Source organism: Enterobacter sp. PL_is511 (assembly GCF_055816065.1).
The window spans coordinates 25,505-48,117 of sequence record NZ_JBVPGP010000024.1 but is presented as its reverse complement, the minus strand read 5'-3'; the positions used below and the strand labels follow the sequence as shown (position 1 = coordinate 48,117).

The following is a 22,613-nucleotide window of genomic DNA, read 5'->3' as shown; positions in this document are numbered from 1 at the left end:
CTCCTGGAAATTCCGTGAGGCGCGTTTTACTTCGCGCTTCACCGAAGTAACGCACGTTTGCACAACGTAGACTGGGTCTCCTTTAATCAGAGGATGATAAAATGAAAACCCAGCAGGTCGATTTTGCTTCTTTATATTTTGGTACACCGGTCGCCATTATCTCCAGCCAAAATCCTGACGGTTCAACCAACCTGAGCCCGGTCTCCTCGTGGTGGATCCTTGACCGGAATATCGTGTTCGGGCTTGGCACCTCCGGAAAATGTTATGAAAATATCACGGGTAACCCCGATATTGTTCTGAACATACCGGACAGTAGGCTCTGGCAGAATATTGAAGCTATCGCAAATAAAACGGGAAAAGCATCGCCACCGGAATGGAAGAAAAAGATGGGATATGTTTTTGAACAGGACAAATTTAGCTGCGGGAATTTCCATAAGGAAAAGGCGGTAACGATTAACTCGTTGAGAATTAAAGAGTGTCCTGTACAAATAGAGGCTAAGGTTTGCGGGATATCGCTCCTGACCGGTTCGCAGGGAAACCTGGTGTCCGTTGATGCCACGATAACCTGCGTCCACATATCTGAGGCATTATTAATTCATACTCAGAGAGGAGTAAAATTTAATGTGGAGAAATGGAACCCCCTCTATTATCTATTTCGCCACTATTTCTCGCTGGGTCACCGACTCGGTCACAACTTCCGACACGATGAGTAACCCGGACTTTTTGACAGCGGAAAGGTTTAAACTTTTCGTGATATTCTTTCTTTACGCCCCTTAGTTCCTATACTCGAGCCATATTCGCCACTGTATTAACACCTGTCACGCGCAATACGTTGCGCATAACAGATGAAGATATTTTGTTCTGGAAAAACGTCTATGTCGAAACTGGATTTGAGGTCCAAAAAAACCTGGGGCGCGCTGGCTGCAATCGCCGTTGTCGCCGGTACATTAGCATCTGCTTTTGCATGGACGGCGGGCTGGCTTGGTTCACGCACGGTCAGCCAGGCACTGGTAGGGGAAACACCGAAACCCTTCCCGCCGGGTTTTCGCCGCGCGCATGGAAAAGGCATCTGCTTTGCCGGCACCTTTACGCCAAACGGCTCGGCGGTTTCTCTTTCAACCTCCCGCCTCTTCTCACAGCAGGAAGTGCCCGTGGTGGGTCGATTCTCTATTGGTACTGGCGATCCGCATGCCCCGGATAGTACGACCAAAACCCTGAGCATGGCGCTGCTGCTGAAGACAGATGACAAGCAACAATGGCGGATGGCGATGAACAACGAGCCTTTCTTCGCCACGCACAGCCCGGAAGGTTTTCTGGCCTTGCGAAAAGCCACGGCCGTTGATGTGGCCACCGGAAAACCGGATCCGCAGCTTCTGGCAGACTTTTTAAAAGCGTACCCGGAGGCGGAGAAATACCTTAAATGGGCGGCACAAAAACCCGCGCCCGGCAGCTTCGCAGGCGCGACGTTTTACAGCATTAACGCCTTTTACCTTGTGAACGCGCAGGGGGATCGCCAGGCCGTTCGCTGGATGATGCGTCCGCACGAGCCTTTCCTGTCGATAAACGATGAGCAACGACAGAAAGCCGATGACAACTTCCTGTTCGAGAACCTGCGTCAGCGCCTGGCGCAGAAGCCACTCTACTGGGATTACGTTTTGCAGCTCGCACAGCCGGGCGATCCGGTGGATGACCCATCCCAGCCGTGGCCGGACGATCGCAAAAAGGTGGTAGCCGGCACGCTGGAAGTGACGCGGGTCGAAGCACAATCCACAGGTGCGTGCCGCGACGTTAACTTTGATCCTTCTGTCGTTCCCGCAGGCGTTGCGGTGTCTGATGATCCCATCTTAAACGCCCGCTCCGCTGCCTACTCCCACTCTTTCAGCCGCCGTGAGCGGGAAATCGGCTACGGCAAGGCCACCGAAGCCGTGCAAAAGCAGGAGGTAAAATGAGCTCAAATAAAGATATGCGAGCGCACGCGCCGCAGCATTTCAATACCCTGGCGCGAACCCTGCACTGGCTGATGGCGGTGATGATCCTGGCCATGCTTTTCATCGGTGCCGCGATGATGACGTCGTTACATCATCGGATTTGGTTAATCGACCTCCACCGGCCTCTGGGTATCGCCATTTTACTGCTGGCACTGGTTCGTCTGGTCAACCGGCTCCTGAGCCGCACGCCCCCACTTCCTGCCGATTTGCCCGTCTGGCAGGTGCTTGCCGCAAAGGCATCACACTGGATGCTGTATGGGTTAATGCTGGCAATGCCTCTGCTGGGCTGGGCGCAGCTGTCGGCAGCGGGCCTGCCAATTGTCATGTTTGATGGCGTCAACCTGCCGGCGATTGTCCCGACCAGTCCAGCACTCTATGCCTGGTGCCACGACGCCCATAGACTTCTGGCAAAGTTGCTTTTTGCCGTGGTGCTGGTCCATCTCTCCGCCGCACTCGTTCATGCGTGGATCTACCGGGACACAGTGTTTGCCAGCATGGCGAAAGGGGGTAAGTCGGCGTCAGCCATCCGGGATGACGTGAAGTAAGGCAAGCGGTAGGGGACACGCACAATCAGAATGTTCGTGTCCTCGCTTATCATCATCATCCTGAAACAGCGCACACAACCGGGGCGCGTATTTCGTCGCCAGATTCGCGCGCCAAAAAGCCACGGACACCCCGCAATTATCGTGGAAGATAATATCTCTCAATTAAAGCGGTTATTTTTTAAACAGAAGAGCATTTATGGCCGCAATTTTAGCTTTTATCAAAAAGTTAAGCGTCGCTCTAGTATCAAACACCCTGACACTCACAACACCTAACTCATTGATTAAAATGAGTTTACATCAATAAAAACGATAAAACCCCCTACTCCCCAACAAAATATATCAACTCGTGTGATATCTAAATTATAATTCTTATACTTCTGTTAAAAAGGTGGAGGTCAAAATGCGATTAACCCTACTGTTGTTATGCTGTCTGGTACAAAGTGTAACCTGGGCTGGCGACCTGCCAAAACCAGTTGGTAAACCCATTTTAACGATTTACGGTAATATAGAAAATACCAATGAAAATGGAAAAGCAGTGTTTGATCTCGCCAGCCTTGAAAAACTCGGAGTAGTGAGTTTCGAGACGACTTCACCCTGGTATAACGGTCGTACGAAGTTTGAGGGTGTCCCCATGAGCAAGCTCATGGATTATGTGGGTGCAAAAGGTACGAACGTTAATGTTATTGCGCTCAATGATTACTCAACCGTCATCCCTCTCAGCGACTTTAAAAAATACAACGCCATCCTTGCCTTAAAGGTCAATGGCGAATATATGCGCATCCGCGATAAAGGCCCATCGTTCATTGTATACCCCTATGACAGTCTTCCTGAGTTGAATAATCAGATTTATTACTCACGATCAGCATGGCAGGTAAGCAAAATGAAGATTGAGTAGTCGTTCAGGAGAACATAATGAACAGGATACTGGTTGGTATCATTTTTTCTCTTTTTATCACGACAGGATATATTGCATACCTTGTTTATGATCGACAGCAGGAATTGCAAAAACTGACTCAATACACTGAGTCCTGGTCCGTGGCACAACTGGTATCAGAGTATTACCGTTTTGAATCATGGCTTGGTCTATACGCAACCGATACTGATGACGTTACGATAGACCAGGTCCGTATGCGCCTCGAAATTATGCTCAGTCAGGGCGATTTAATGAAGGGGGGCGATTTAGGTCGCTACATTAACAGCGATAAAACGCATCAGGAGCTCGCTTTACGCTTAGAAAAAATACTGGCCTATCTGGATAGTCATCTTGAAAAAATGAGCCATCCGGAGTTACAGGCATACCTGACAAATATGCATGAGCTCGACGCACCGCTCAGCCAGCTGTCTGCAACAGCATTAACAAAAGATATTAACACTGTTAATGAATCCAACAACAAAATACAAATCCTGTATTATATTTATTCCGCACTTTCTTTGCTTCTGGTGATTTTAAGCTTTATTCTTGGCTTTTTAATGATCTACCAGAATAAAAACATTCTGAAAGCACACATGCAGGTTAAAAGCCTTGCTGACGAACTTCAAATATCAAAAGAAAAACTGCAAATTCAGAACTCGAAGCTGGAATATGATGTTTATCATGACTCCCTCACCGGCATGAAAAACCGCCTTTTCTTCTGGGACGATCTCAACAAAATTAATCTTCAGGCAGATAAAAACCACGTCCCCGTCACGGTGATGTTATTTGATTTAGACCGCTTCAAAGAGGTCAACGATACCTATGGCCATGATACGGGAGATTTGCTGCTGAATCAGGTATCCCGACGGCTGACCTCGATGAGCAGCGCAACGGATACGTTTTACCGTTTGGGCGGAGACGAATTCGCCCTTCTCTCCAGCGGACTCACGGAAACCGCCGCCGTTTCGCGCGCCAAAGAAATCAGCGATCATATCAGCCAGCCCTATACGATTAATAACCAGCTGATAAAAATTGCCACCTGCGTGGGCATCGTTTTATCAGATAATGAACGACGCTCTGATTATCTTTACAAATTTGCCGATCTGGCCCTCTACGAAGCGAAAAAAGAAGGTTCGCAGCAGATTAAAGTCTTCCGGCAGTGGATGCTGCAAAGACTGCAGGAAAGCAGGACCCTTGAACATGATATGGCTCTGGCGATCGATCACAATGAATTCGTTGTGTATTACCAGCCTATTGTCGATGCATTCAGCAATGAAATTTACGGCTATGAAGCGCTTATTCGCTGGATACACCCGGTGAAAGGGATACTCGCGCCAGACTATTTCATTTCCGTCGCTGAAAAAACGGGGATGATCAATGAGATCGGCAAGTCGGTGCTTGAGATGGCCTGCCGGGAAGCGGTGTCCTGGGCGGTGCCGGCCAGGATCTCGGTGAATGTCTCACCCGTTCAGCTAGGCACTAAATCGTTTACCACGATGGTACAGTCCATTCTGAAAGAGACGGGGCTACCGGCCAACCGACTTGAGTTAGAGGTAACAGAGTCTTCGCTCTTCAGTGACAGCAACATGCCGATCACTATTCTCAAAAAGCTCCGGGCACTGGGCGTAAAAATTTCCATCGATGATTTCGGAACGGGATATTCCTCGCTTTCACGATTGAGTGAACTGAATTTTGATAAAATTAAAATCGACAAATCCTTTGTGAACCCGATATCCACGCAGGATGATGCCCTAAATATCGTTAAGTTGATTACCGGCATGGCGAAGAGCCTCAATATGCGGGTCATTGCTGAAGGTGTTGAAACCGAAGCGCAGCTTGAACGTCTTCAGGCGCTTGGCTGCGATCTCGTGCAGGGATACCTGTTCGGAAAACCACAGGCTGAGATTGACAGGAAGATTAGATACGGTTGAAATGGTTGTGCGGTTGTTTCTGGCCCTAAATCATGTAGACGATTGATAATCAAAGGTTAAACAATGAAAAAAACAGCCCCGGCCTATACGCCTGTTGATTTATCTCGTTGGCCAAGGAAGGAGCATTTTGAAGTCTTCCAGTCATTTGCTGAATGCACAATTAACCAAACCGTTCTGATCGACATTACCGCGCTGCGAAAACATATCAAAGCGGTGGGCTGGAAGTTTTACCCCACGATCATTTTTCTCCTGTCTAACATCATGAACCGGCATCCTGAGTTCCGCATGGCCATGAAGGACAATGAGCTTGTCGTCTGGAATGAAATTCATCCAAGCTATACGATTTTCCATCCCGAAACGGAGACGTTTTCGTCATTGTGGAGCCACTATGACGGCAATATTCATCACTTCCAGAACACGTATGCAGAAGATACGGCCCGCTATGGAAATAACCTTTCTTACTGGCCGAAGGAAGAGTCCCGGGAAAATGTCTTTTTCGTGTCGTCGATTCCGTGGGTAACGTTTACGAACTTTAATATGAACATTGCGCACATGAAGAACTTCTTTTCGCCTATGTTCACGTTTGGAAAATACTACGAGCAGGATGGAAAAGTGCTGCTGCCGCTCGCGGTGCAGGTCCATCATTCGGTGTGCGATGGCTTCCATGTGGCAAGGATGTTTAATGAGTTGCAGGAGATGTGTGATGGTTTGTCGGGGCTGTCAGAGGAACCTGGCGCATGATGCCTAAGAAGTGTTGATGTTTTCCTTCTGTCAGGAGTGAGTGAGAAGCCTACCGGCCTTTCATCATTTTATGCGCTTTCCATGTGAGGCCAAGTGGAATCAGATACCAGACCGCAATAACGCCAATAATTGCAACAGGTAAGTAATATAACAGCAGCGAGGGCGTATAAAAGATGGGAAGGAAAATCAGCGGTGCAAGGATAAGCATCAGACAGATAATCCCTCCATAAAAACGCTTGCTCAGTTCATCTATTAATGTTGAAAGCGTTTCGCCAGTATTTTCATTACTACTCAATACCTCTTTCAGACGAGACAATTGCTTATTCGAAAAACCATTATCCAGTAGATCTTTTTCCGTTAGTTCACTGGTCATTTGCTCGCCTATCTTCATGGTAGTTATGTTCATGCAAGAATACCCTTAAGATGTGCTTTTTTAAACACTAGCCCAACTGAGGAATTACCAGAGATAGCAGACAGGATTGAGGATCAATAAGCACTATGAATCGCCACAGGTTTAACAGACGCCTCAGAGTCATGTTGGACTGACCCCATCCCGGTAGACGATCCTGCACGTACTCCAGGACGTTTGATACGTCGGACAATGAAAAATAGAGAATTACCGCGTGGAGTCCCAGAGTTTGATTATGTGTTCGTTCCGCTAAAATCAGACGTTGGGAAAGCATTTCCTGTTGTCTTCGACCTTATTGCACGTAAAATGACCAGACACATTTTGGGAAGGAGTCTTTAATGGATATTGCGCTGCTCAACAGGGGCTGGAACAGAACATGGTCAGATACCATGGTGAATCTGGAAGCCCGGAAACTCGTCGAAACAGCAAATCGGCTATCAGCATTCTATTTGCAAGATGGGATAACACGTATCAAGTTTGTTGGAGAGATAAAACAGGTTGTAGATAAAGAATTTGAAACAGCACGACGAGCTAAAACCGATGAAGAATGTATTGTATGCATCAAAAATCTTCGTGCTGAAACAGACAACCTGCTTGAACAAGAGCGTCTATTAAAAACCAAGTCCGCACAGCTTTACGCGAAGGTCGAGTTTGTTAAGGAAAATAATAAAATCGTCGGTTATGTTATATCCGCTGTAAATGTGGTGCTATCAGGCGTGGTTCTCTTTGGTGGCTTTATGATGTTATCCACTATGGGGCCGATTGGTATGCTGGCTGGGGCAGTCCTGATTGCCGATGGAATGAACGGATTAACGAAAGAAGTGCTCAACTTTGATCAGCCAGCAGGACATATACCCTCGCAAGGTATCATTGCTGACTCCGCGATGCATACGGCCCAGTTCATGGGATTTAATCCTAACACGGGCTTGGCTCTCTATAATGGTGTTACTCTTGGTGCCAGTGTGTACAGCATTGTTGGACTCGCTCGAAAAACTGGAGCCTGGAGATTATTCCGCTGGCTTCCACACGATTACTATCGCAAAGTCAGCACAATGAGCACTCCTAAGCTAACAATGAAGATTGTCGGTTATGGTGTTAAAGCAAAAGTGATTTTCGATCTATTGACAACCGAAAATGGAACCAGTTAATCCTTGATAGTTTTTCGGTAACGCCAGGATTTATAGGAAATTACCGGCGGCTGTGCAAAGGACATAATGGCAACCCCAAAGATCATCGCCAGCCCCCATGCAAATGCTCTATCAGGTGAGCTGAAGACGATAAGTAGCAGTAGGATTAAGGCACACACAGCCACCACTCCCGCTAAGGTAACAAATCGCCTAGCGAGGTCATTTATGGCCTCTCCAAGCGTTCCTCCATATTTTTCAATATTGCTTTTTATCTTCTGCAATTCGGGCTGCGTAAACCCTGAACGTAACAAAGCCTCATCAGTCACTTTCATATCGTCTCGTCCCTTATCTTCCAGAAGTGCTTTCCCAATCGCTGATTGTACAAGCAATCATACTGATGAACTTTACAGCAATCCACATGATGTTTGTGCAATGTATCAGATTTAAGACAATAGAAGCCATAAAGCCCCGTTAGTGGTACAAGCAACAAGCGGAGCGTAGCGACTTCATCAGGCCAACCTAGTTGGTTTCGCTTTGCGAAAGTCACCAGTGACCAAATCAGATTGTCAGAGAGATCACACCTTATCAGGGTGCTCGTGTACCTTTCGGAGCGTGAGCGAAGCGCTGGCAGAGCCGGATCTGTTGCTACCGGGGCATTACCACTATTCACCTGTTTACGCAGCCACAAGGCCGCACATCGGGCTTAAATGCGTGTGATCAATCTGTTTCGGGATGGTTTAGAGACGTTGGCAGCGTCATCAGCTTCGAGTTGATAGCGGTTCGTGGGGACTGTTCACGCTTTGTACCTGTTCGAGCTTTACAACTACAGGCCGCTACGTGCTAACATCCCTGAATAGCCACTGTTAACCATAGCGGCAACTGTTGGTCATAGAATCCCTTAAAAAAGGTTGTATCTTGAGAACAAAAATCGTCTTAACTTATTGTTTTTAAAGGATTTTGTTGTGTGAGTGCCGATAATAGGAGTCGAACCTACGACCTTCGCATTACGAATGCGCTGCTCTACCAACTGAGCTATATCGGCCCTGAGAGGCCGGTTACGAATGTAACCACGGGGCAAAAGGTTAGATCTATCCGGGTGATGCGTCAATGCCCTTTTGAATCAAACGGCTACTTTTGCATCACCCGTGATTATTTACGCACGAATCGTATCGTCGCCGAAGCCGATCCACTTATACGTGGTCAGCGCTTCCAGCCCCATCGGACCGCGCGCGTGTAGTTTCTGCGTGCTGACCGCCACCTCGGCACCGAGACCAAACTGGCCGCCGTCGGTGAAGCGAGTTGAGGCATTAACGTATACCGCAGAAGAATCCACTTCGTTCACAAAGCGATCGGCATTGCGCAGCGTACGCGTCAGGATCGCATCAGAATGCTGCGTCCCATGTTCACGGATGTGTGCAATGGCGTCGTCAAGGTCGGTAACGATTTTCACGTTCAGATCCAGTGACAGGAACTCGTCGTCGTACTGCTCCACGTTGACGGGAACGACGTTAGCCGGGCCATCCTGCAGCAGTTCGAGCGCACTGGCGTCAGCATGCAGCGTCACGCCGCTCTCTGCCATCTGTTTGCTCAGGGCCGGCAGGAAGGTGTTCGCAATATCCTGATGCACCAGCAGCGTTTCTACGGTGTTACAGGTGCTTGGACGCTGGGTTTTCGCGTTAACGATAATCTTCAGCGCAGGTTCAATCTCCGCGCTGTCGTCGACCACGATATGGCACACGCCGATACCGCCGGTGATCACCGGAATCGTCGACTGCTCGCGGCACAGCTTGTGCAGGCCCGCGCCGCCGCGTGGGATCAGCATGTCGATGTATTTGTCCATGCGCAGCATTTCGTTGACAAGCGCGCGGTCCGGGCTCTCGATCGCCTGTACGGCACCCGCCGGTAAGCCACACTCCTCCAGCGCCTGCTGAATGACTTTTACCGTCGCGGCGTTGGTGCGCCAGGTCTCTTTCCCACCGCGCAGAATAGCGGCGTTACCGGTTTTCAGGCACAGGGAGGCGACATCCACCGTCACGTTTGGACGGGCTTCATAAATAACACCGATAACGCCGAGCGGCACGCGTCGGCGCTCCAGGCGTAAACCGCTGTCGAGCAGCCCGCCGTCGATCACCTGCCCTACCGGGTCGGCCAGATTGCAGACCTGACGAACATCGTCGGCGATGCCTTTCAGGCGGGCCGGGGTCAACGCCAGACGGTCGAGCATGGCTTCGCTCAGACCGTTTCGACGCGCCTCAAGTAAATCCTGCTCGTTGGCGAGCAAAATCTCCTGGGACTGTGATTCCAGATAATCAGCGATTTTTTCCAGCACGCGGTTTTTCTCGCGGCTGGAAAGGAGCGCCAGTTTGTAAGAGGCGGCCTTCGTAGCGGCGCCCATTTGTTCCAGCATGTTCTGGCTCCTTAACGAATAATCATGTCATCGCGATGTACGGCAACCGGGCCATATTCATAGCCCAGAATGGCGTCGATCTGCTGTGAGTGGTGACCCGCGATGCGGCGCAGGGCATCGCTGTTATAACGGCTTACGCCGTGGGCGATGTCGCGGCCTTCGAGGTTACGGATACGGATCACTTCACCACGGGAGAAGTTGCCTGTCACGCTTTTAATTCCTTTAGGAAGTAATGAACTTCCTCGTTCCAGAATCGCGGCGGTTGCCCCTTCATCGACGACGAGTTCGCCCGCAGGCGGCGCGCCAAATATCCAGCGTTTACGGTTTTCCAGCGGGGATTCCTGAGCGTGGAAGCGGGTGCCGACCGAGATGCCTTCCATCACGTCACCAATCACGCCAGGGCGGCTGCCCGCCGCAATGATGGTGTCGATACCGGCGCGGCACGCCACGTCAGCGGCCTGCAGCTTGGTCCCCATGCCGCCCGTTCCGAGGCCGGACACGCTGTCACCGGCGATGGCGCGCAGCGCATCGTCGATACCGTGAACGTCGGTAATCAGCTCGGCTTCCGGGTTGGAGCGCGGATCGGCAGTGAACAACCCCTGCTGATCGGTCAGAAGCAGTAATTTATCGGCACCGGCCAGAATGGCAGCCAGCGCAGAGAGGTTATCGTTATCGCCTACTTTGATTTCAGCGGTAGCAACGGCATCGTTCTCGTTAATGACCGGAACGATATTGTTGTCCAGCAGCGCACGAAGGGTATCGCGGGCGTTCAGGAAGCGCTCTCTGTCTTCCATATCCGCACGCGTCAGCAGCATCTGCCCGACGTGGATGCCATAGATAGAGAACAGCTGTTCCCAGAGTTGAATGAGTCGGCTTTGCCCCACGGCGGCCAGCAGCTGTTTGGAGGCTATCGTCGCGGGGAGTTCGGGGTAACCCAGGTGTTCACGCCCGGCGGCAATCGCCCCGGAGGTCACAATCACAATACGATGCCCTGCGGCATGTAACTGAGCGCACTGACGTACAAGCTCAACAATGTGGGCGCGATTTAGGCGGCGCGATCCGCCTGTTAAAACACTGGTACCGAGTTTTACCACCAGCGTCTGGCTGTCACTCATGATTCTCTGCCGTTCAACGATAAGGGAAAGTAATGTCGAACGAACGTTTTAGCAGGAGTCAGCCCCGTTGCCAACTGCCTTAGCACATCGCGAAACACTTTGTTGCGCGGGATCAGGAAGCGTAGCGGGAGAATTTGACACTTTTATTACCGAAATAATAAATCACAGTTTTTTAAAATTATTCTTAGTTTGTCATAAAAGTTTCATTCCAGAACGATAAAACCCTTCCTGTTTTTTCACGGGACTTAAGCATGAGCTTATCGTCCAGCGAATTTTTTAGCGCGTTTATAAGACAGGATCGAAAATGAAAAAGAGCACTCTGGCATTAATGGTTATGGGCGTAGTGGCTTCTGCATCCGTTCACGCAGCTGAAGTTTATAATAAAGATGGTAATAAGCTGGACGTGTACGGCAAAGTGAAAGCCATGCACTACATCAGCGATGATGCCACCAAAGATGGCGATCAGACTTACGTTCGTTTCGGTTTTAAAGGCGAAACCCAGATTAACGATCAGCTGACGGGCTATGGCCGTTGGGAATCTGAATTTGCAGGTAACAAAGCCGAGAGCGACTCCTCTCAGAAAACCCGTCTGGCGTTCGCGGGCCTGAAGCTGAAAAACTTTGGTTCTCTGGATTACGGTCGTAACCTGGGTGCCCTGTATGACGTTGAAGCATGGACCGACATGTTCCCTGAGTTCGGCGGCGACTCTTCCGCGCAGACCGATAACTTCATGACCAAGCGTGCGACCGGTCTTGCTACCTACCGTAACACCGACTTCTTCGGCGCGGTTGACGGCCTGGACATGACCCTGCAGTACCAGGGCAAAAACGAAAACCGTGACGCCAAGAAACAGAACGGTGACGGTTTTGGTACCTCTCTGACCTATGACTTCGGCGGCAGCGATTTCGCCGTCAGCGGCGCTTACACCAACTCTGACCGCACCAACGCGCAGAACCTGCTGGCGCGTGGCCAGGGGCAGAAAGCCGAAGCCTGGGCAACCGGTCTGAAATATGACGCGAACGATATTTATCTGGCAGCGATGTATTCAGAAACCCGCAATATGACTCCAATTTCTGGCGGATTTGCAAATAAAGCGCAGAACTTTGAAGTGGTCGCACAATATCAGTTCGACTTTGGTCTGCGTCCGTCCCTGGGTTATGTCCAGTCTAAAGGCAAAGATATCGAAGGTATTGGTGACGAAGATCTGGTGAAATACATTGACGTTGGCGCGACCTATTACTTCAACAAAAATATGTCCACCTTTGTTGATTATAAAATCAACCAGATTGACGACAAAAATAAACTGGGCGTGAGCAGCGATGACATCGTTGCCCTGGGTATGACCTACCAGTTCTGATGATGCGAAATAAAAAACCGGCCTGTGCCGGTTTTTTTATTTCGGGGATTAATGCGGACTGGTGCCCTCACCCCGACCCTCTCCCTCGGGGAGAGGGAGAAAACCATCATTTTTTGTAGGCCGGGTAAGGCGAAGCCGCCACCCGGCGCAGGGACACCATCAGGCAGTCAGCTTCACCGCTTCACTGGAAAAGTTATCTGCGGGCTCGAGCTTGAGATCCAGAGTCGCCAGCAGTGCACGAGCCTTATCATGGAACTCTTTTAGCGTATATTCCAGGCGGTCAATCACTTCCTGATCTTTAATAGAGGTGGCCTGCCAGTTGCCGTCTTTATTAAACAGGCCAAACTGGTAGCTATACGTAAAACGTTTTTCCTCTGCTTCCATTTCCATCCACCAGCCCCAGAATTCACGTTTTTCGGGTGCAGGCTTCACGTTGACGCATACAGCCAGGCAGTCGAAAAAAAAGCGATTCTCTTCACACTGCTCTTCTCGAATATACGGGCCGAGAGCCATAAACTTCTTAATCAGTCTACTTTTCGGGTGTCCACTCGGTAACGTCATTGCGATCTCCTTTTGTGAAGCCACTGTTTTACCAAACCAGCAAAATTTAGCAATCTATTAACACAATCTCTGAGCGATCCAGCGCGTAATCTCTTTCAGCGCTTTATCGAAATTCTGATAGACCGGGCTGAACGGCACTTCTAGCAATTTGCCATCCGCAGATGACGACGTGATTAAGCGCGACTCTTCTTCCGGACTGAACGGATCGTTTTTCCAGAATCCCGACAGCATCGGCGTTGGGCAGCGACGTCCCAGCAACCCTTGCGTTTTTAACGAGTAGCGATTGAGCTCAACGCGCAGCGCTTCGTCTGATGCATCATGCATGCCAAGACGGCTGGCCAGCACATCAAGGTACATTTCAGGTACGCTCCCCTGGCGTGCAGGATCGCTGAGCAGGGCGTGAACGACCGGACCAAGGCAGGCGACGGCTTTCAGGCGAGAAGATTCAAGGTAAGCCAGACGCACCGCGACGTTTGCACCAAAGCGGAAGCCAAATGCCGCCACGCGGGTGTGGTCGACCCACGGAATGTTTTCCAGCGCTTTTAGCGCATGCTGGTGCAGCAGGCTGGAATCCTGAGTCAGTTTCCATTTGGAGGAGAAGCCGATTGAGGGCATATCCAGCGTCAGCATGGCGATCCCTTTTGGTGCGAAGTAGCGCTCATACAGGCTGTAATAATCGATCTGCAACGAATCCAGCCCACCGCACATAAGGACGGTCGGGAACGGGCCTTCACCTTCAGGCATATGCAGGAACCCGGTAATGGATGACCCACCCGGAATGGTAAACTCGAGTTCGCGCATCTGGCCCGGCAGGCGTTGGGCCGCCTCTTCGTAAGCGCGATTCGCCAGCGCCTGTGCCTGTTCGGCCAGCTCATCACCTTTCAGATGTGGATACGCGGCAATAGCGTAGAGATTGGCCGCATGCAGCCAGAGCTTGCCGCTGCGCGTGGCATCCTCTTCCTGGGTGGCTTTCTGCTGCCAGAGCATCGCCTGTTTAGACCACTCGTAGATCCAGTTTCCGCCGCGATATCCCACTACCGTATCATAGAGTTCGCTGTCGGTACGCTCGGCTTCACTCATCACGATACGCGCCTGCACATCAAGGATTTCACGAGGATCGATACCGCGCCAGACCCACATCAGGCGGTTAATCATACGATACCAGTGGGGCACGTTTTTACCGTCTAACGCGGACTGGACGGCAGGCTGGGTCCCCGGATTAAAGCGACGCACCAGCGTCGACGTTTCAGGGTGTTTGAAACGGGGTTTGAAAAGTGTCTCGGTGAGATTCGCCTGCGTCATTGCGTTGCCTCCATGAATACGTCATATGAAGACTATTGTAACGCGTGGCAGGCCAAAAAGAACAACGCCCGGCATAGCCGGGCGTGTAAAGTTACGTACTGGTATTAACGGCCTGAAATCGGCGGTACGAAGACCACGCCCATATCCCATGGCTGTTCAATCCAGGTATCCTGCGGGATATCAATCACGTAATCATCAACCAGCGGACGGCCAGCAGGTTTCGCGAAGATAGTGACGAAATGTGCTTTCGGATACATTTCGCGGATAGCGACCGCAGTACCGCCGGTATCCACCAGGTCATCAATCACGATGAAACCTTCACCGTCGCCTTCCGCGCGTTTCAGCACGGTCAGCTCACGCTGGTTGTCATGGTCATAGCTGGAGATGCAAACGGTATCGACATGACGAATACCCAGCTCACGTGCCAGCAGCGCCCCCGGTACCAGACCGCCACGGCTGACGGCAATAATGCCTTTCCACTGTTCGGAAGGCATCAGACGCGCAGCCAGTTTGCGTGCGTGAATCTGCAACATGTCCCAGGTGACGACGTATTTTTCGCTCATGTGAAGTGTCCCAGCCTGTTTTTATACGGCTTAAAAAGTGTTCGAGGGGGAAATAGGTTGCGCGAGATTATAGAGATCTGGCGCACTAAAAACCAGTGTTTAGCGCCCTCTGCCTGTGTTTTTACATGCTTTATGCTACCAGCCAGCAGAGAAAGTGGTATTCTCAGTTTCATCTCGCAAGCCTGACTTGTGGTAACTATTAACCTGCTAACCCTGTGACCTGCAACCCTGTTTGCAGCGCCTCGACAAGGAGACTTATCGTGTCTGAACTGTCTCAATTATCTCCGCAGCCGCTGTGGGATATTTTTGCCAAAATCTGCTCCATTCCACACCCTTCCTACCATGAAGAACAGCTTGCCGAACATATTATGGGCTGGGCGAAGGAAAAAGGTCTGCATGCGGAACGTGACCAGGTTGGCAACATTCTGATCCGCAAACCCGCCACCGCAGGCATGGAAAACCGCAAACCGGTTGTGCTGCAGGCGCACCTGGACATGGTGCCACAGAAGAACAACGACACCGTTCACGACTTCACCAAAGACCCAATCCAGCCGTACATCGACGGCGACTGGGTGAAAGCACGCGGCACCACCCTGGGCGCGGATAACGGCATCGGTATGGCCTCTGCGCTGGCGGTACTGGCTGACGACAGCGTTGAGCACGGTCCACTGGAAGTGCTGCTGACCATGACCGAAGAAGCAGGAATGGACGGCGCGTTCGGTCTGCAGGCGAACTGGCTGCAGGCGGATATCCTGATCAACACCGACTCTGAAGAAGAAGGTGAGATCTATATGGGCTGCGCGGGCGGGATTGATTTCATCTCTACCCTGCCGCTGTCACGCGAAGCAATTCCTGCCGGTTTCCAGACCTTCAAGCTGACGCTGAAAGGTCTGAAAGGCGGCCACTCCGGCGGCGATATTCACCTGGGTCTGGGCAACGCCAATAAGCTGCTGGCGCGCTTCCTGGCAGGCCATGCGGCTGAGCTGGATCTGCGTCTGGTTGATTTCAACGGCGGTACCCTGCGCAACGCGATCCCACGCGAAGCCTTCGCCACCGTGGCAGTACCGGCGGCAAAAGCCGACGAGCTGAAAAAACTCTCCACCGTATACCTGGATATCCTGAAAAACGAACTGTCAGCAAAAGAGAAGAACCTGACCGTGGTGCTGGAATCCGTCTCCACGGATAAAGCCGCGCTGACCGCGAAGTCTCGTGACACCTTCGTTCAGCTGCTGAACGCGACGCCAAACGGCGTGATCCGCAACTCTGACGTGGCGAAAGGCGTGGTGGAAACCTCACTGAACGTGGGCGTGGTGACCATGAGCGACGACAGCGCGGAAATCATCTGCCTGATCCGCTCCCTTATCGACAGCGGTAAAGAGTACGTGGTGAGCATGCTGGAATCGCTGGGTACGCTGGCGGGCGCGAAAACGTCTGCAAAAGGCAGCTACCCGGGCTGGCAGCCGGATGCAAGTTCACCGGTGATGGCGCTGGTGCGTGAAACCTATCAGCGTCTGTTCAACAGCACCCCGAACATTCAGGTGATCCACGCCGGTCTGGAATGTGGTCTATTCAAGAAACCGTATCCGGACATGGACATGGTTTCTATCGGGCCAACCATTACCGGTCCGCACTCCCCGGATGAGCAGGTTCATATCGAAAGCGTCGGTCACTACTGGACGCTGCTGACTGAACTGCTGAAAGCGATCCCCGTTAAGTAATTCCCTCACCCCAGCCCTCTCCCACAGGGAGAGGGTGAACAACGCAGGCCCGGTAAGCGTAGCGCACCGGGCTTTTTTACAATCCTAATACCAGCTGTCGCTCTAACTGCGGATCCAGCAGCGTGACGTGCAATCCCACCAGCCTCACCCCTCGCCCGCCTCGTCTTTCTTCCCATGCCTTTTTTGCCGTCGCGATAAGATCGTCTTTATTCAGTCGCGGCCAGACGTGTTCCTGCGTGGTCTGCTGGAAGTCGTTGAATTTTAATTTGATACCCTGACGGGCAATCAGCAGGTCCGGCTTCACCTTGCTTAAGCGTCGCTCCAGCTCCGGGTAAAGCTGTTCCGTGATAATGGTTTCGCATTCGGACCAGTCATGAATATCTTCAATGAGGGTGCGCTCAACGCCGACGGATTTCCGTAGCCGTTCACTGTTCACATCGCGATCGTCAATCCCCTGGCTGCGCTCCCACAGCACGCGGCCAAACTTCCCAAAGCGCTTCAGCAGCATGGCGAGGTCGCTTCGCTGTACGTCTTCGCAGGTCCGTAGCCCCATGCTTTCCAGCTTTGCGGCGGAGACTTTCCCGACGCCTGGGATTTTACCGAGCGGTAGCGTTTTCAAAAACGCAGGTACCTCTTCCGGCGTGATGACGTACTGGCCGTTGGGCTTATTTAAATCGGAGGCGATTTTGGCGAGGAATTTAACGGGCGCGACCCCCGCCGATGCCGTCAGATTCAGCTCGTTGAAAATCGTCTGGCGGATCTCCTGCGCCATCAGCGTGGCGGAGCCGTGGCAGTGCACGCTGTCGGTCACATCCAGATAGGCTTCGTCCAGCGACAGCGGCTCTATCAGAGAGGTATAGCGGGAAAAGATTTCCCGAATATGAAGGGAAGCCTCTTTATAGGCGTCGAACCGCCCGGGCAGAAGCGTGAGATGAGGGCAAAGCTTTAAGGCCATCGCCGTCGGCATGGCGCTGCGCACGCCAAATTTGCGCGCAGGATAGTTGGCGGTGCTGATGACACCACGCTGAACGCGGCTGCCGCCAATGGCGATGGGAATATCCCGCAGCGCCGGGTTGTCACGCATCTCCACTGCGGCAAAAAAGCAGTCCATATCAACATGGATTATTTTGCGCATAGTAAGCCCTCACTCATCACTGGATAAGTATACAGTAAACAAATGAGGATTGAGAAGTGTGCGTGGGAATTGTCGGGTGGCGGCTTCGCCTTACCCGACCTGGCAGATTAAATGATGCGCTGCTGCTCGCGGGCCATTCTTTTTTTCCGCGCATCGCACGGTTCCGGGCAGTCGCAGACCTTTTCCATCCCAATGGAGGAAATACCGCCGCAGCTGCCCTGAATGCTTTTCCGTTTAACGATCCAGCCTAACGACATGCCGAAGATGACAAGCACAAAAACCACAAAGGTTGCCAGAAACGTCAGCATCATCAGCCTCCAAAATCATCGAGCATGATATTCTCATCTTCGACGCCGAGATCTTTCAGCATCTTAATCACGGCGGCGTTCATCATCGGCGGACCACACATATAGAACTCGCAGTCCTCGGGCGCCGGGTGCTGTTTGAGGTAGTTTTCATACAGCACGTTGTGGATGAACCCCGTATAGCCCGTCCAGTTATCTTCCGGCTGCGGATCGGAGAGCGCCACATGGAAGGTAAAGTTCGGGTTTTCACGCGCCAGCTGTTCAAACTCGTCGTCATAGAACATTTCGCGCAGCGAACGCGCCCCGTACCAGAAGCTGATTTTACGCTTGCTGCCGAGCCGCTTGAGCTGGTCAAAAATGTGCGAGCGCATCGGGGCCATACCGGCACCGCCGCCGATAAAGACCATTTCCGCATCGGTATCTTTCGCAAAGAACTCCCCGAACGGACCGGAGATGGTCACCTTATCTCCCGGCTTCAGAGACCAGATGTATGACGACATTACGCCCGGCGGTGCATCCGGCACATTCGGTGGCGGCGTGGCGATACGCACGTTGAGCATGATGATGCCCTTCTCTTCCGGGTAGTTGGCCATCGAGTAGGCGCGCAGCGTCGGCTCTTTTACCTCGGATACAAAACGGAAGAGATTGAATTTGTCCCAGTCGGCGCGGTACACCTGCGGAACGTCAAAGTCCGCATACGCCACGGTATGCTCAGGACACTCAATCTGAATGTATCCCCCGGCGCGGAACGGAACATCTTCCCCTTCCGGTACCCGCAGCTTCAGCTCTTTAATAAAGGTGGCTTTGTTATCATTAGAGATAACTTCACATTCCCATTTTTTGACGCCGAAAATCTCTTCCGGCAGCGCAATCTTCATGTTCTGGCGCACCGCGACCTGGCAGGCCAGACGGCAGCCCTCTTTTGCCTCACGCTTAGTGATATGCGCCAGCTCGGTGGGCAGAATATCGCCACCGCCCTCTTTTACCGTCACGCGGCACTGCCCGCAGGAGCCGCCGCCGCCGCAGGCTGAGGAGACAAAAATACCGTTACCGGAGAGCGTGTTGAGCAGTTTATCTCCCGCAGGCGTGCGGATCTGATTCTGCGGATCGTCATTAATATCAATCACCACGTCGCCGGAATTCACCAGCTTCGCCCGCGCCGCCAGAATGAGTCCTGACAGCACCAGTACGATCAGCGTGAACATCACCACGCCAAGAATAATTTCCATCTGTTAGCCCTTATAGCTGCACACCGGAGAAGGACATAAAGCCCAGCGCCATCAGCCCGGTGGTGATAAAGGTGATCCCTAAGCCACGCAGACCCGCAGGCACGTTGGCATATTTCATTTTCTCGCGGATCCCCGCCATGGTGACAATCGCCAGCATCCAGCCGATACCGGAGCCGAAACCGTACACCACAGATTCACTGAAGTTGTAATCACGCTGAACCATAAACGAGACGCCGCCGAAGATGGCGCAGTTCACCGCGATCAGCGGGAGGAAGATCCCCAGCGCGTTGTACAGCGACGGGAAGTACTTATCGAGGATCATCTCAAGGATTTGCACCAGCGCCGCGATCACCCCGATAAAGGTGATGAAGTTCAGGAAGCTGAGATCAACCCCTTCCACCAGCGCGCCGTCCCGCAGCACGAAGTTGTACACCAGATTGTTAATCGGAACCGAAAGCCCCAACACAACCGTGACCGCCACCCCCAGCCCAAATGCCGTGGAGACCTTTTTAGACACGGCGAGGAACGTACACATGCCGAGGAAAAACGCGAGCGCCATGTTTTCAACAAACACCGCGCGCACAAACAAACTCAGGTAATGAGCCATCGTCGGTTACTCCTTTTCCTGCTGTTCTGGCTTCAGGGTACGAATCAGCCAGATCAGCAAACCGATAATGAAGAATGCGCTAGGGGCCAGCAGGAACAAACCGTTTGGCAGATACCAGCCGCCGTTTTGCACCGTGTCCAGCACCGTGATGCCAAACAGCTTGCCGCTGCCAATCAGCTCGCGCAGGAACCCCACGGTCAGCAGGATCGCGCCGTAGCCCAGGCCGTTGCCGATACCGTCCATAAAGCTCGCCAGCGGCGGCATTTTCATGGCGTAGGCTTCCGCACGCCCCATGACGATACAGTTGGTGATGATCAGCCCGACAAACACCGAGAGCTGTTTGGAGGTTTCATAGGCGAAGGCGCGCAACAGCTGATCGACCACGATCACCAGCGAGGCGATGATCGCCATCTGCACGATGATCCTCACGCTGTTGGGAATGTGGTGGCGGATCATCGAGATAAACATGCTCGAAAACGCCGTGACCAGCGTGACGGCCAGCGTCATCACCACCGCCGTTTCCAGCTTGGTCGTTACCGCCAGGGCCGAACAGACGCCCAGCACCTGCAGCGTGATCGGGTTATTGGCGAGCAGTGGGCCAATGAGCACCTTTTTCACTTCTTTCAGTTCACCGGTATCAGCCATTGTTCAGCGCTCCTTCACGTACGTTTTTCAGGAAAGGACCAAAGCCCAGCTCTCCCATCCAGAAATCAAAACTGTGCTGCACCCCGTTTGAGGTGAGCGTGGCGCCGGAAAGCCCGTCGACCGCGTAGTCGTCACCGGGACGTGCCGCCCCTTTCATCACCTTCAGCGCAGGAAGACCGTTATCGTCGAGCACTTTCTTGCCGACAAACTGTGCCCGCCAGTTCGGATTTTCCACTTCGCCGCCCAGCCCCGGCGTTTCGCCCTGGTCATAATACGTAATGCCTTTAACGGTGCGGCCATCCGTATCCAGGGCCACAAAGGCATACATCATTGACCACAGGCCGTTGCCGTAGATCGGCAGTACCACTTCCTGAATGCGTTTTTGGGGGTCACGCACCAGGTAAATTTCGGCCAGGTTGCTGCGGCGCTTAATCCCGGCGGGATCTTGCGATGCCTCGAGCGTCACGCTCATCTGCGGATCTTTCAGCGCCAGCGCCTGGTTGAAGGTTGCCGGGTCTTTATCCAGCAGTTCACCCGTTTTTAAATCCACCAGCCGCGCGGAAATACGTTCGGCAAAGACGGCCGAAACGTCGTCTGCGCTCATTCCTTCCTGCATCAGCCCGGCCACGGCCAGAATGTTGCGCTGTTTATCCAGCGCGCGTTGCTCCTGCTGCAGGGGTTTTAACCCCACGGCAGAACCGGCCACGACGATGGAACAGACCAGACAGAGCACCAGCACCACCAGCAGCGTTTTGCTGATGCTGTCGTTATTTTTAACCTCAGCCACGCGCCTTCCTCCGCTTGATGTTGGCCCGCACCACCAGGTAGTCGAACAGCGGCGCAAACAGGTTGGCAAACAGAATGGCCAGCATCATCCCTTCCGGATACGCCGGGTTGACCACGCGGATCAGGACACACATCGCGCCAATGAGCACGCCATAGCTCCATTTACCTTTGTCTGTAAACGAGGCCGAGACCGGGTCCGTCGCCATGAACATCATGCCGAACGCGAAGCCCCCCAGCACCAGATGCCAGTACCACGGCATGGAGAACATCGGGTTGGTAGTAGAACCGATAACGTTGAACAGGGTGGCGGTCAGCACCATGCCGATCATCACGCCCGCCACAATCCGCCAGGAGGCCACACGTCCGAAAAGAATGATCGCCCCGCCAAGCAAAATCATCTGCGTCGAGACTTCACCGATGGAGCCCGGAATGTTGCCAATAAAGGCATCAAGCCAGGTGACTGGCTGACCCGTCGCGTTGTTCACCAGCGTTTCGCCACCGTGGGCTGCCCACTGTGAAAGCGGCGTCGCGCCGGAAAAACCGTCTGCCGCCGTCCAGACCAGATCGCCTGAGATTTGCGCCGGATAGGCAAAGAAGAGGAACGCACGTCCCGCCAGCGCCGGGTTGAGGAAGTTCCGCCCGGTGCCGCCGAAGATCTCTTTGGCAATCACCACGCCGAAACTGATGCCCAGCGCTGCCTGCCAGAGCGGTAAGGTGGGCGGGACAATCAGGGCAAACAGAATCGAGGTCACGAAGAAGCCTTCGTTGATCTCGTGTTTACGGATGATGGCAAACAGCACTTCCCAGAAGCCGCCCACGATAAATACCGTGAGGTAAATCGGCAGGAAGAACACCGCGCCCAGCGTCATCATACTGATCCAGCCCGCGTCTGCAGCGAAGCTCACCCCTAACGAATGGGCCAGACGGTAGTGCCAGTCAGACTGGAGCACCTGCGCCAGCTGCTGCGCATCGTACATGTGGTGCAGCGCCGGTATGCTCTGCAGACCGACGTTGTACATCCCCCAGAACATCGCCGGGAAGACCGCAAACCATACCAGGATCATCATCCGCTTAAGGTCGATGGCGTCGCGAACGTGCGCCGCGCCTTTCGTCACCAGCCCCGGCGTGTAGAAAATAGTCGCCGTTGCTTCATACAGCGGGTAGTACTTTTTGAGCTTCCCTTCGGTAAAGTGCGGCTCAATTTTTTCAAAGAGGTGTTTTAAGCCCAT

Annotated in this window: 23 protein-coding genes and 1 tRNA gene; 9 read left to right on the top strand and 15 right to left on the bottom strand. The window is 52.6% G+C overall.

The features are described from left to right. Positions 1-101 precede the first annotated feature (101 nt). The 6 genes from AC0TN7_RS15650 to catA all read left to right on the top strand — a co-directional run bounded on the left by AC0TN7_RS15650 (position 102) and on the right by catA (position 6,118). Positions 102-713 carry a flavin reductase family protein gene (locus tag AC0TN7_RS15650; protein WP_024906763.1) on the top strand — a complete coding sequence of 204 codons (612 nt, stop codon included), beginning with the start codon at positions 102-104 and terminating at the stop codon, positions 711-713. A 162-nt stretch (positions 714-875) separates the two neighbouring features. Beyond that, positions 876-1,949 (top strand): catalase family peroxidase, encoded by a 1,074-nt coding sequence (locus AC0TN7_RS15645; protein WP_267217163.1) that lies wholly within the window; start codon positions 876-878, stop codon positions 1,947-1,949. Continuing rightward, a complete protein-coding gene (locus tag AC0TN7_RS15640) occupies positions 1,946-2,533 on the top strand; it encodes a cytochrome b (protein ID WP_024909479.1) in 588 nt (195 codons plus the stop codon). The genes AC0TN7_RS15645 and AC0TN7_RS15640 overlap by 4 nt, the downstream gene beginning before the upstream one ends. A gap of 400 nt (positions 2,534-2,933) precedes the next feature. Beyond that, a complete protein-coding gene (locus AC0TN7_RS15635) occupies positions 2,934-3,428 on the top strand; it encodes a putative pterin-binding protein (RefSeq protein WP_024909477.1) in 495 nt (164 codons plus the stop codon). Positions 3,429-3,445: 17 nt separating this feature from the next. Further along, entirely contained in the window at positions 3,446-5,377 is a 1,932-nt protein-coding gene (locus tag AC0TN7_RS15630) for a putative bifunctional diguanylate cyclase/phosphodiesterase (protein WP_024909476.1), read from the top strand. 63 nt (positions 5,378-5,440) lie between these two features. After that, the gene (gene catA, locus AC0TN7_RS15625; RefSeq protein ID WP_024909475.1) at positions 5,441-6,118 is read left to right on the top strand and encodes a type A chloramphenicol O-acetyltransferase; all 678 of its coding nucleotides are present in this window, start codon (positions 5,441-5,443) and stop codon (positions 6,116-6,118) included. Positions 6,119-6,167: 49 nt separating this feature from the next. Here catA and AC0TN7_RS15620 read toward each other — a convergent pair whose 3' ends face one another. Further along, on the bottom strand, positions 6,168-6,524 hold the full coding sequence (locus AC0TN7_RS15620) for a hypothetical protein (RefSeq protein WP_230581871.1): 357 nt from the start codon (positions 6,522-6,524) through the stop codon (positions 6,168-6,170). Positions 6,525-6,865: 341 nt separating this feature from the next. On the opposite strand from AC0TN7_RS15620, the gene AC0TN7_RS15615 reads away from it, so the two are divergent. Continuing rightward, positions 6,866-7,675, top strand: coding sequence for a DUF4225 domain-containing protein (locus tag AC0TN7_RS15615; RefSeq protein ID WP_024909473.1), 810 nt, complete (start codon positions 6,866-6,868; stop codon positions 7,673-7,675). Here the strand turns inward: AC0TN7_RS15615 and AC0TN7_RS15610 are convergent. The 4 genes from AC0TN7_RS15610 to proB form a co-directional block, all read right to left on the bottom strand. Continuing rightward, positions 7,672-7,986, bottom strand: coding sequence for a hypothetical protein (locus tag AC0TN7_RS15610; RefSeq protein WP_020882780.1), 315 nt, complete (start codon positions 7,984-7,986; stop codon positions 7,672-7,674). The two genes, AC0TN7_RS15615 and AC0TN7_RS15610, sit on opposite strands and share 4 nt — an antisense overlap. A gap of 637 nt (positions 7,987-8,623) precedes the next feature. Beyond that, positions 8,624-8,696 (bottom strand) — tRNA-Thr (locus AC0TN7_RS15605). A 111-nt stretch (positions 8,697-8,807) separates the two neighbouring features. Next, complete coding sequence (gene proA / locus AC0TN7_RS15600; RefSeq protein ID WP_473702259.1) at positions 8,808-10,061, bottom strand: glutamate-5-semialdehyde dehydrogenase; 1,254 nt, start codon at positions 10,059-10,061, stop codon at positions 8,808-8,810. Between the two features lie 11 nt (positions 10,062-10,072). Then, positions 10,073-11,176: a glutamate 5-kinase gene (gene proB / locus AC0TN7_RS15595; RefSeq protein WP_008501877.1), complete on the bottom strand. Its 1,104-nt coding sequence runs from the start codon at positions 11,174-11,176 to the stop codon at positions 10,073-10,075. Positions 11,177-11,480: 304 nt separating this feature from the next. Between proB and phoE the strand changes: the two genes are divergently transcribed. After that, on the top strand, positions 11,481-12,533 hold the full coding sequence (phoE, locus tag AC0TN7_RS15590; protein ID WP_024909471.1) for a phosphoporin PhoE: 1,053 nt from the start codon (positions 11,481-11,483) through the stop codon (positions 12,531-12,533). A gap of 159 nt (positions 12,534-12,692) precedes the next feature. Here phoE and crl read toward each other — a convergent pair whose 3' ends face one another. The 3 genes from crl to gpt all read right to left on the bottom strand — a co-directional run bounded on the left by crl (position 12,693) and on the right by gpt (position 14,959). Next, positions 12,693-13,094 carry a sigma factor-binding protein Crl gene (gene crl, locus AC0TN7_RS15585; RefSeq protein ID WP_024909470.1) on the bottom strand — a complete coding sequence of 134 codons (402 nt, stop codon included), beginning with the start codon at positions 13,092-13,094 and terminating at the stop codon, positions 12,693-12,695. A 57-nt stretch (positions 13,095-13,151) separates the two neighbouring features. Beyond that, positions 13,152-14,396: an esterase FrsA gene (gene frsA / locus AC0TN7_RS15580; RefSeq protein WP_267217177.1), complete on the bottom strand. Its 1,245-nt coding sequence runs from the start codon at positions 14,394-14,396 to the stop codon at positions 13,152-13,154. Positions 14,397-14,500: 104 nt separating this feature from the next. Beyond that, positions 14,501-14,959, bottom strand: a complete 459-nt coding sequence (gene gpt, locus AC0TN7_RS15575) for a xanthine phosphoribosyltransferase (protein WP_010427903.1) — start codon at positions 14,957-14,959, stop codon at positions 14,501-14,503. Between the two features lie 260 nt (positions 14,960-15,219). Here gpt and pepD point away from each other — a divergent pair, with 260 nt between their 5' ends. Further along, complete coding sequence (pepD, locus tag AC0TN7_RS15570) at positions 15,220-16,677, top strand: cytosol nonspecific dipeptidase (RefSeq protein WP_032646976.1); 1,458 nt, start codon at positions 15,220-15,222, stop codon at positions 16,675-16,677. A gap of 76 nt (positions 16,678-16,753) precedes the next feature. On the opposite strand, the gene dinB is transcribed toward pepD, so the two are convergent. The 7 genes from dinB to AC0TN7_RS15535 all read right to left on the bottom strand — a co-directional run bounded on the left by dinB (position 16,754) and on the right by AC0TN7_RS15535 (position 22,613). Beyond that, positions 16,754-17,812 carry a DNA polymerase IV gene (gene dinB / locus AC0TN7_RS15565; RefSeq protein WP_008500252.1) on the bottom strand — a complete coding sequence of 353 codons (1,059 nt, stop codon included), beginning with the start codon at positions 17,810-17,812 and terminating at the stop codon, positions 16,754-16,756. A 107-nt stretch (positions 17,813-17,919) separates the two neighbouring features. After that, entirely contained in the window at positions 17,920-18,123 is a 204-nt protein-coding gene (gene nqrM / locus AC0TN7_RS15560) for a (Na+)-NQR maturation NqrM (protein ID WP_023615899.1), read from the bottom strand. Next, the gene (gene nqrF / locus AC0TN7_RS15555) at positions 18,123-19,346 is read right to left on the bottom strand and encodes an NADH:ubiquinone reductase (Na(+)-transporting) subunit F (protein WP_267217178.1); all 1,224 of its coding nucleotides are present in this window, start codon (positions 19,344-19,346) and stop codon (positions 18,123-18,125) included. The genes nqrM and nqrF overlap by 1 nt, the downstream gene beginning before the upstream one ends. Before the next feature lie 10 nt (positions 19,347-19,356). Next, positions 19,357-19,953: an NADH:ubiquinone reductase (Na(+)-transporting) subunit E gene (gene nqrE / locus AC0TN7_RS15550; protein ID WP_023334613.1), complete on the bottom strand. Its 597-nt coding sequence runs from the start codon at positions 19,951-19,953 to the stop codon at positions 19,357-19,359. A 6-nt stretch (positions 19,954-19,959) separates the two neighbouring features. Beyond that, positions 19,960-20,598, bottom strand: a complete 639-nt coding sequence (locus tag AC0TN7_RS15545; protein ID WP_024909466.1) for an NADH:ubiquinone reductase (Na(+)-transporting) subunit D — start codon at positions 20,596-20,598, stop codon at positions 19,960-19,962. Next, positions 20,591-21,385 carry a Na(+)-translocating NADH-quinone reductase subunit C gene (locus AC0TN7_RS15540; protein WP_024909465.1) on the bottom strand — a complete coding sequence of 265 codons (795 nt, stop codon included), beginning with the start codon at positions 21,383-21,385 and terminating at the stop codon, positions 20,591-20,593. The genes AC0TN7_RS15545 and AC0TN7_RS15540 overlap by 8 nt, the downstream gene beginning before the upstream one ends. Beyond that, positions 21,378-22,613: an NADH:ubiquinone reductase (Na(+)-transporting) subunit B gene (locus AC0TN7_RS15535; protein WP_267217179.1), complete on the bottom strand. Its 1,236-nt coding sequence runs from the start codon at positions 22,611-22,613 to the stop codon at positions 21,378-21,380. The genes AC0TN7_RS15540 and AC0TN7_RS15535 overlap by 8 nt, the downstream gene beginning before the upstream one ends.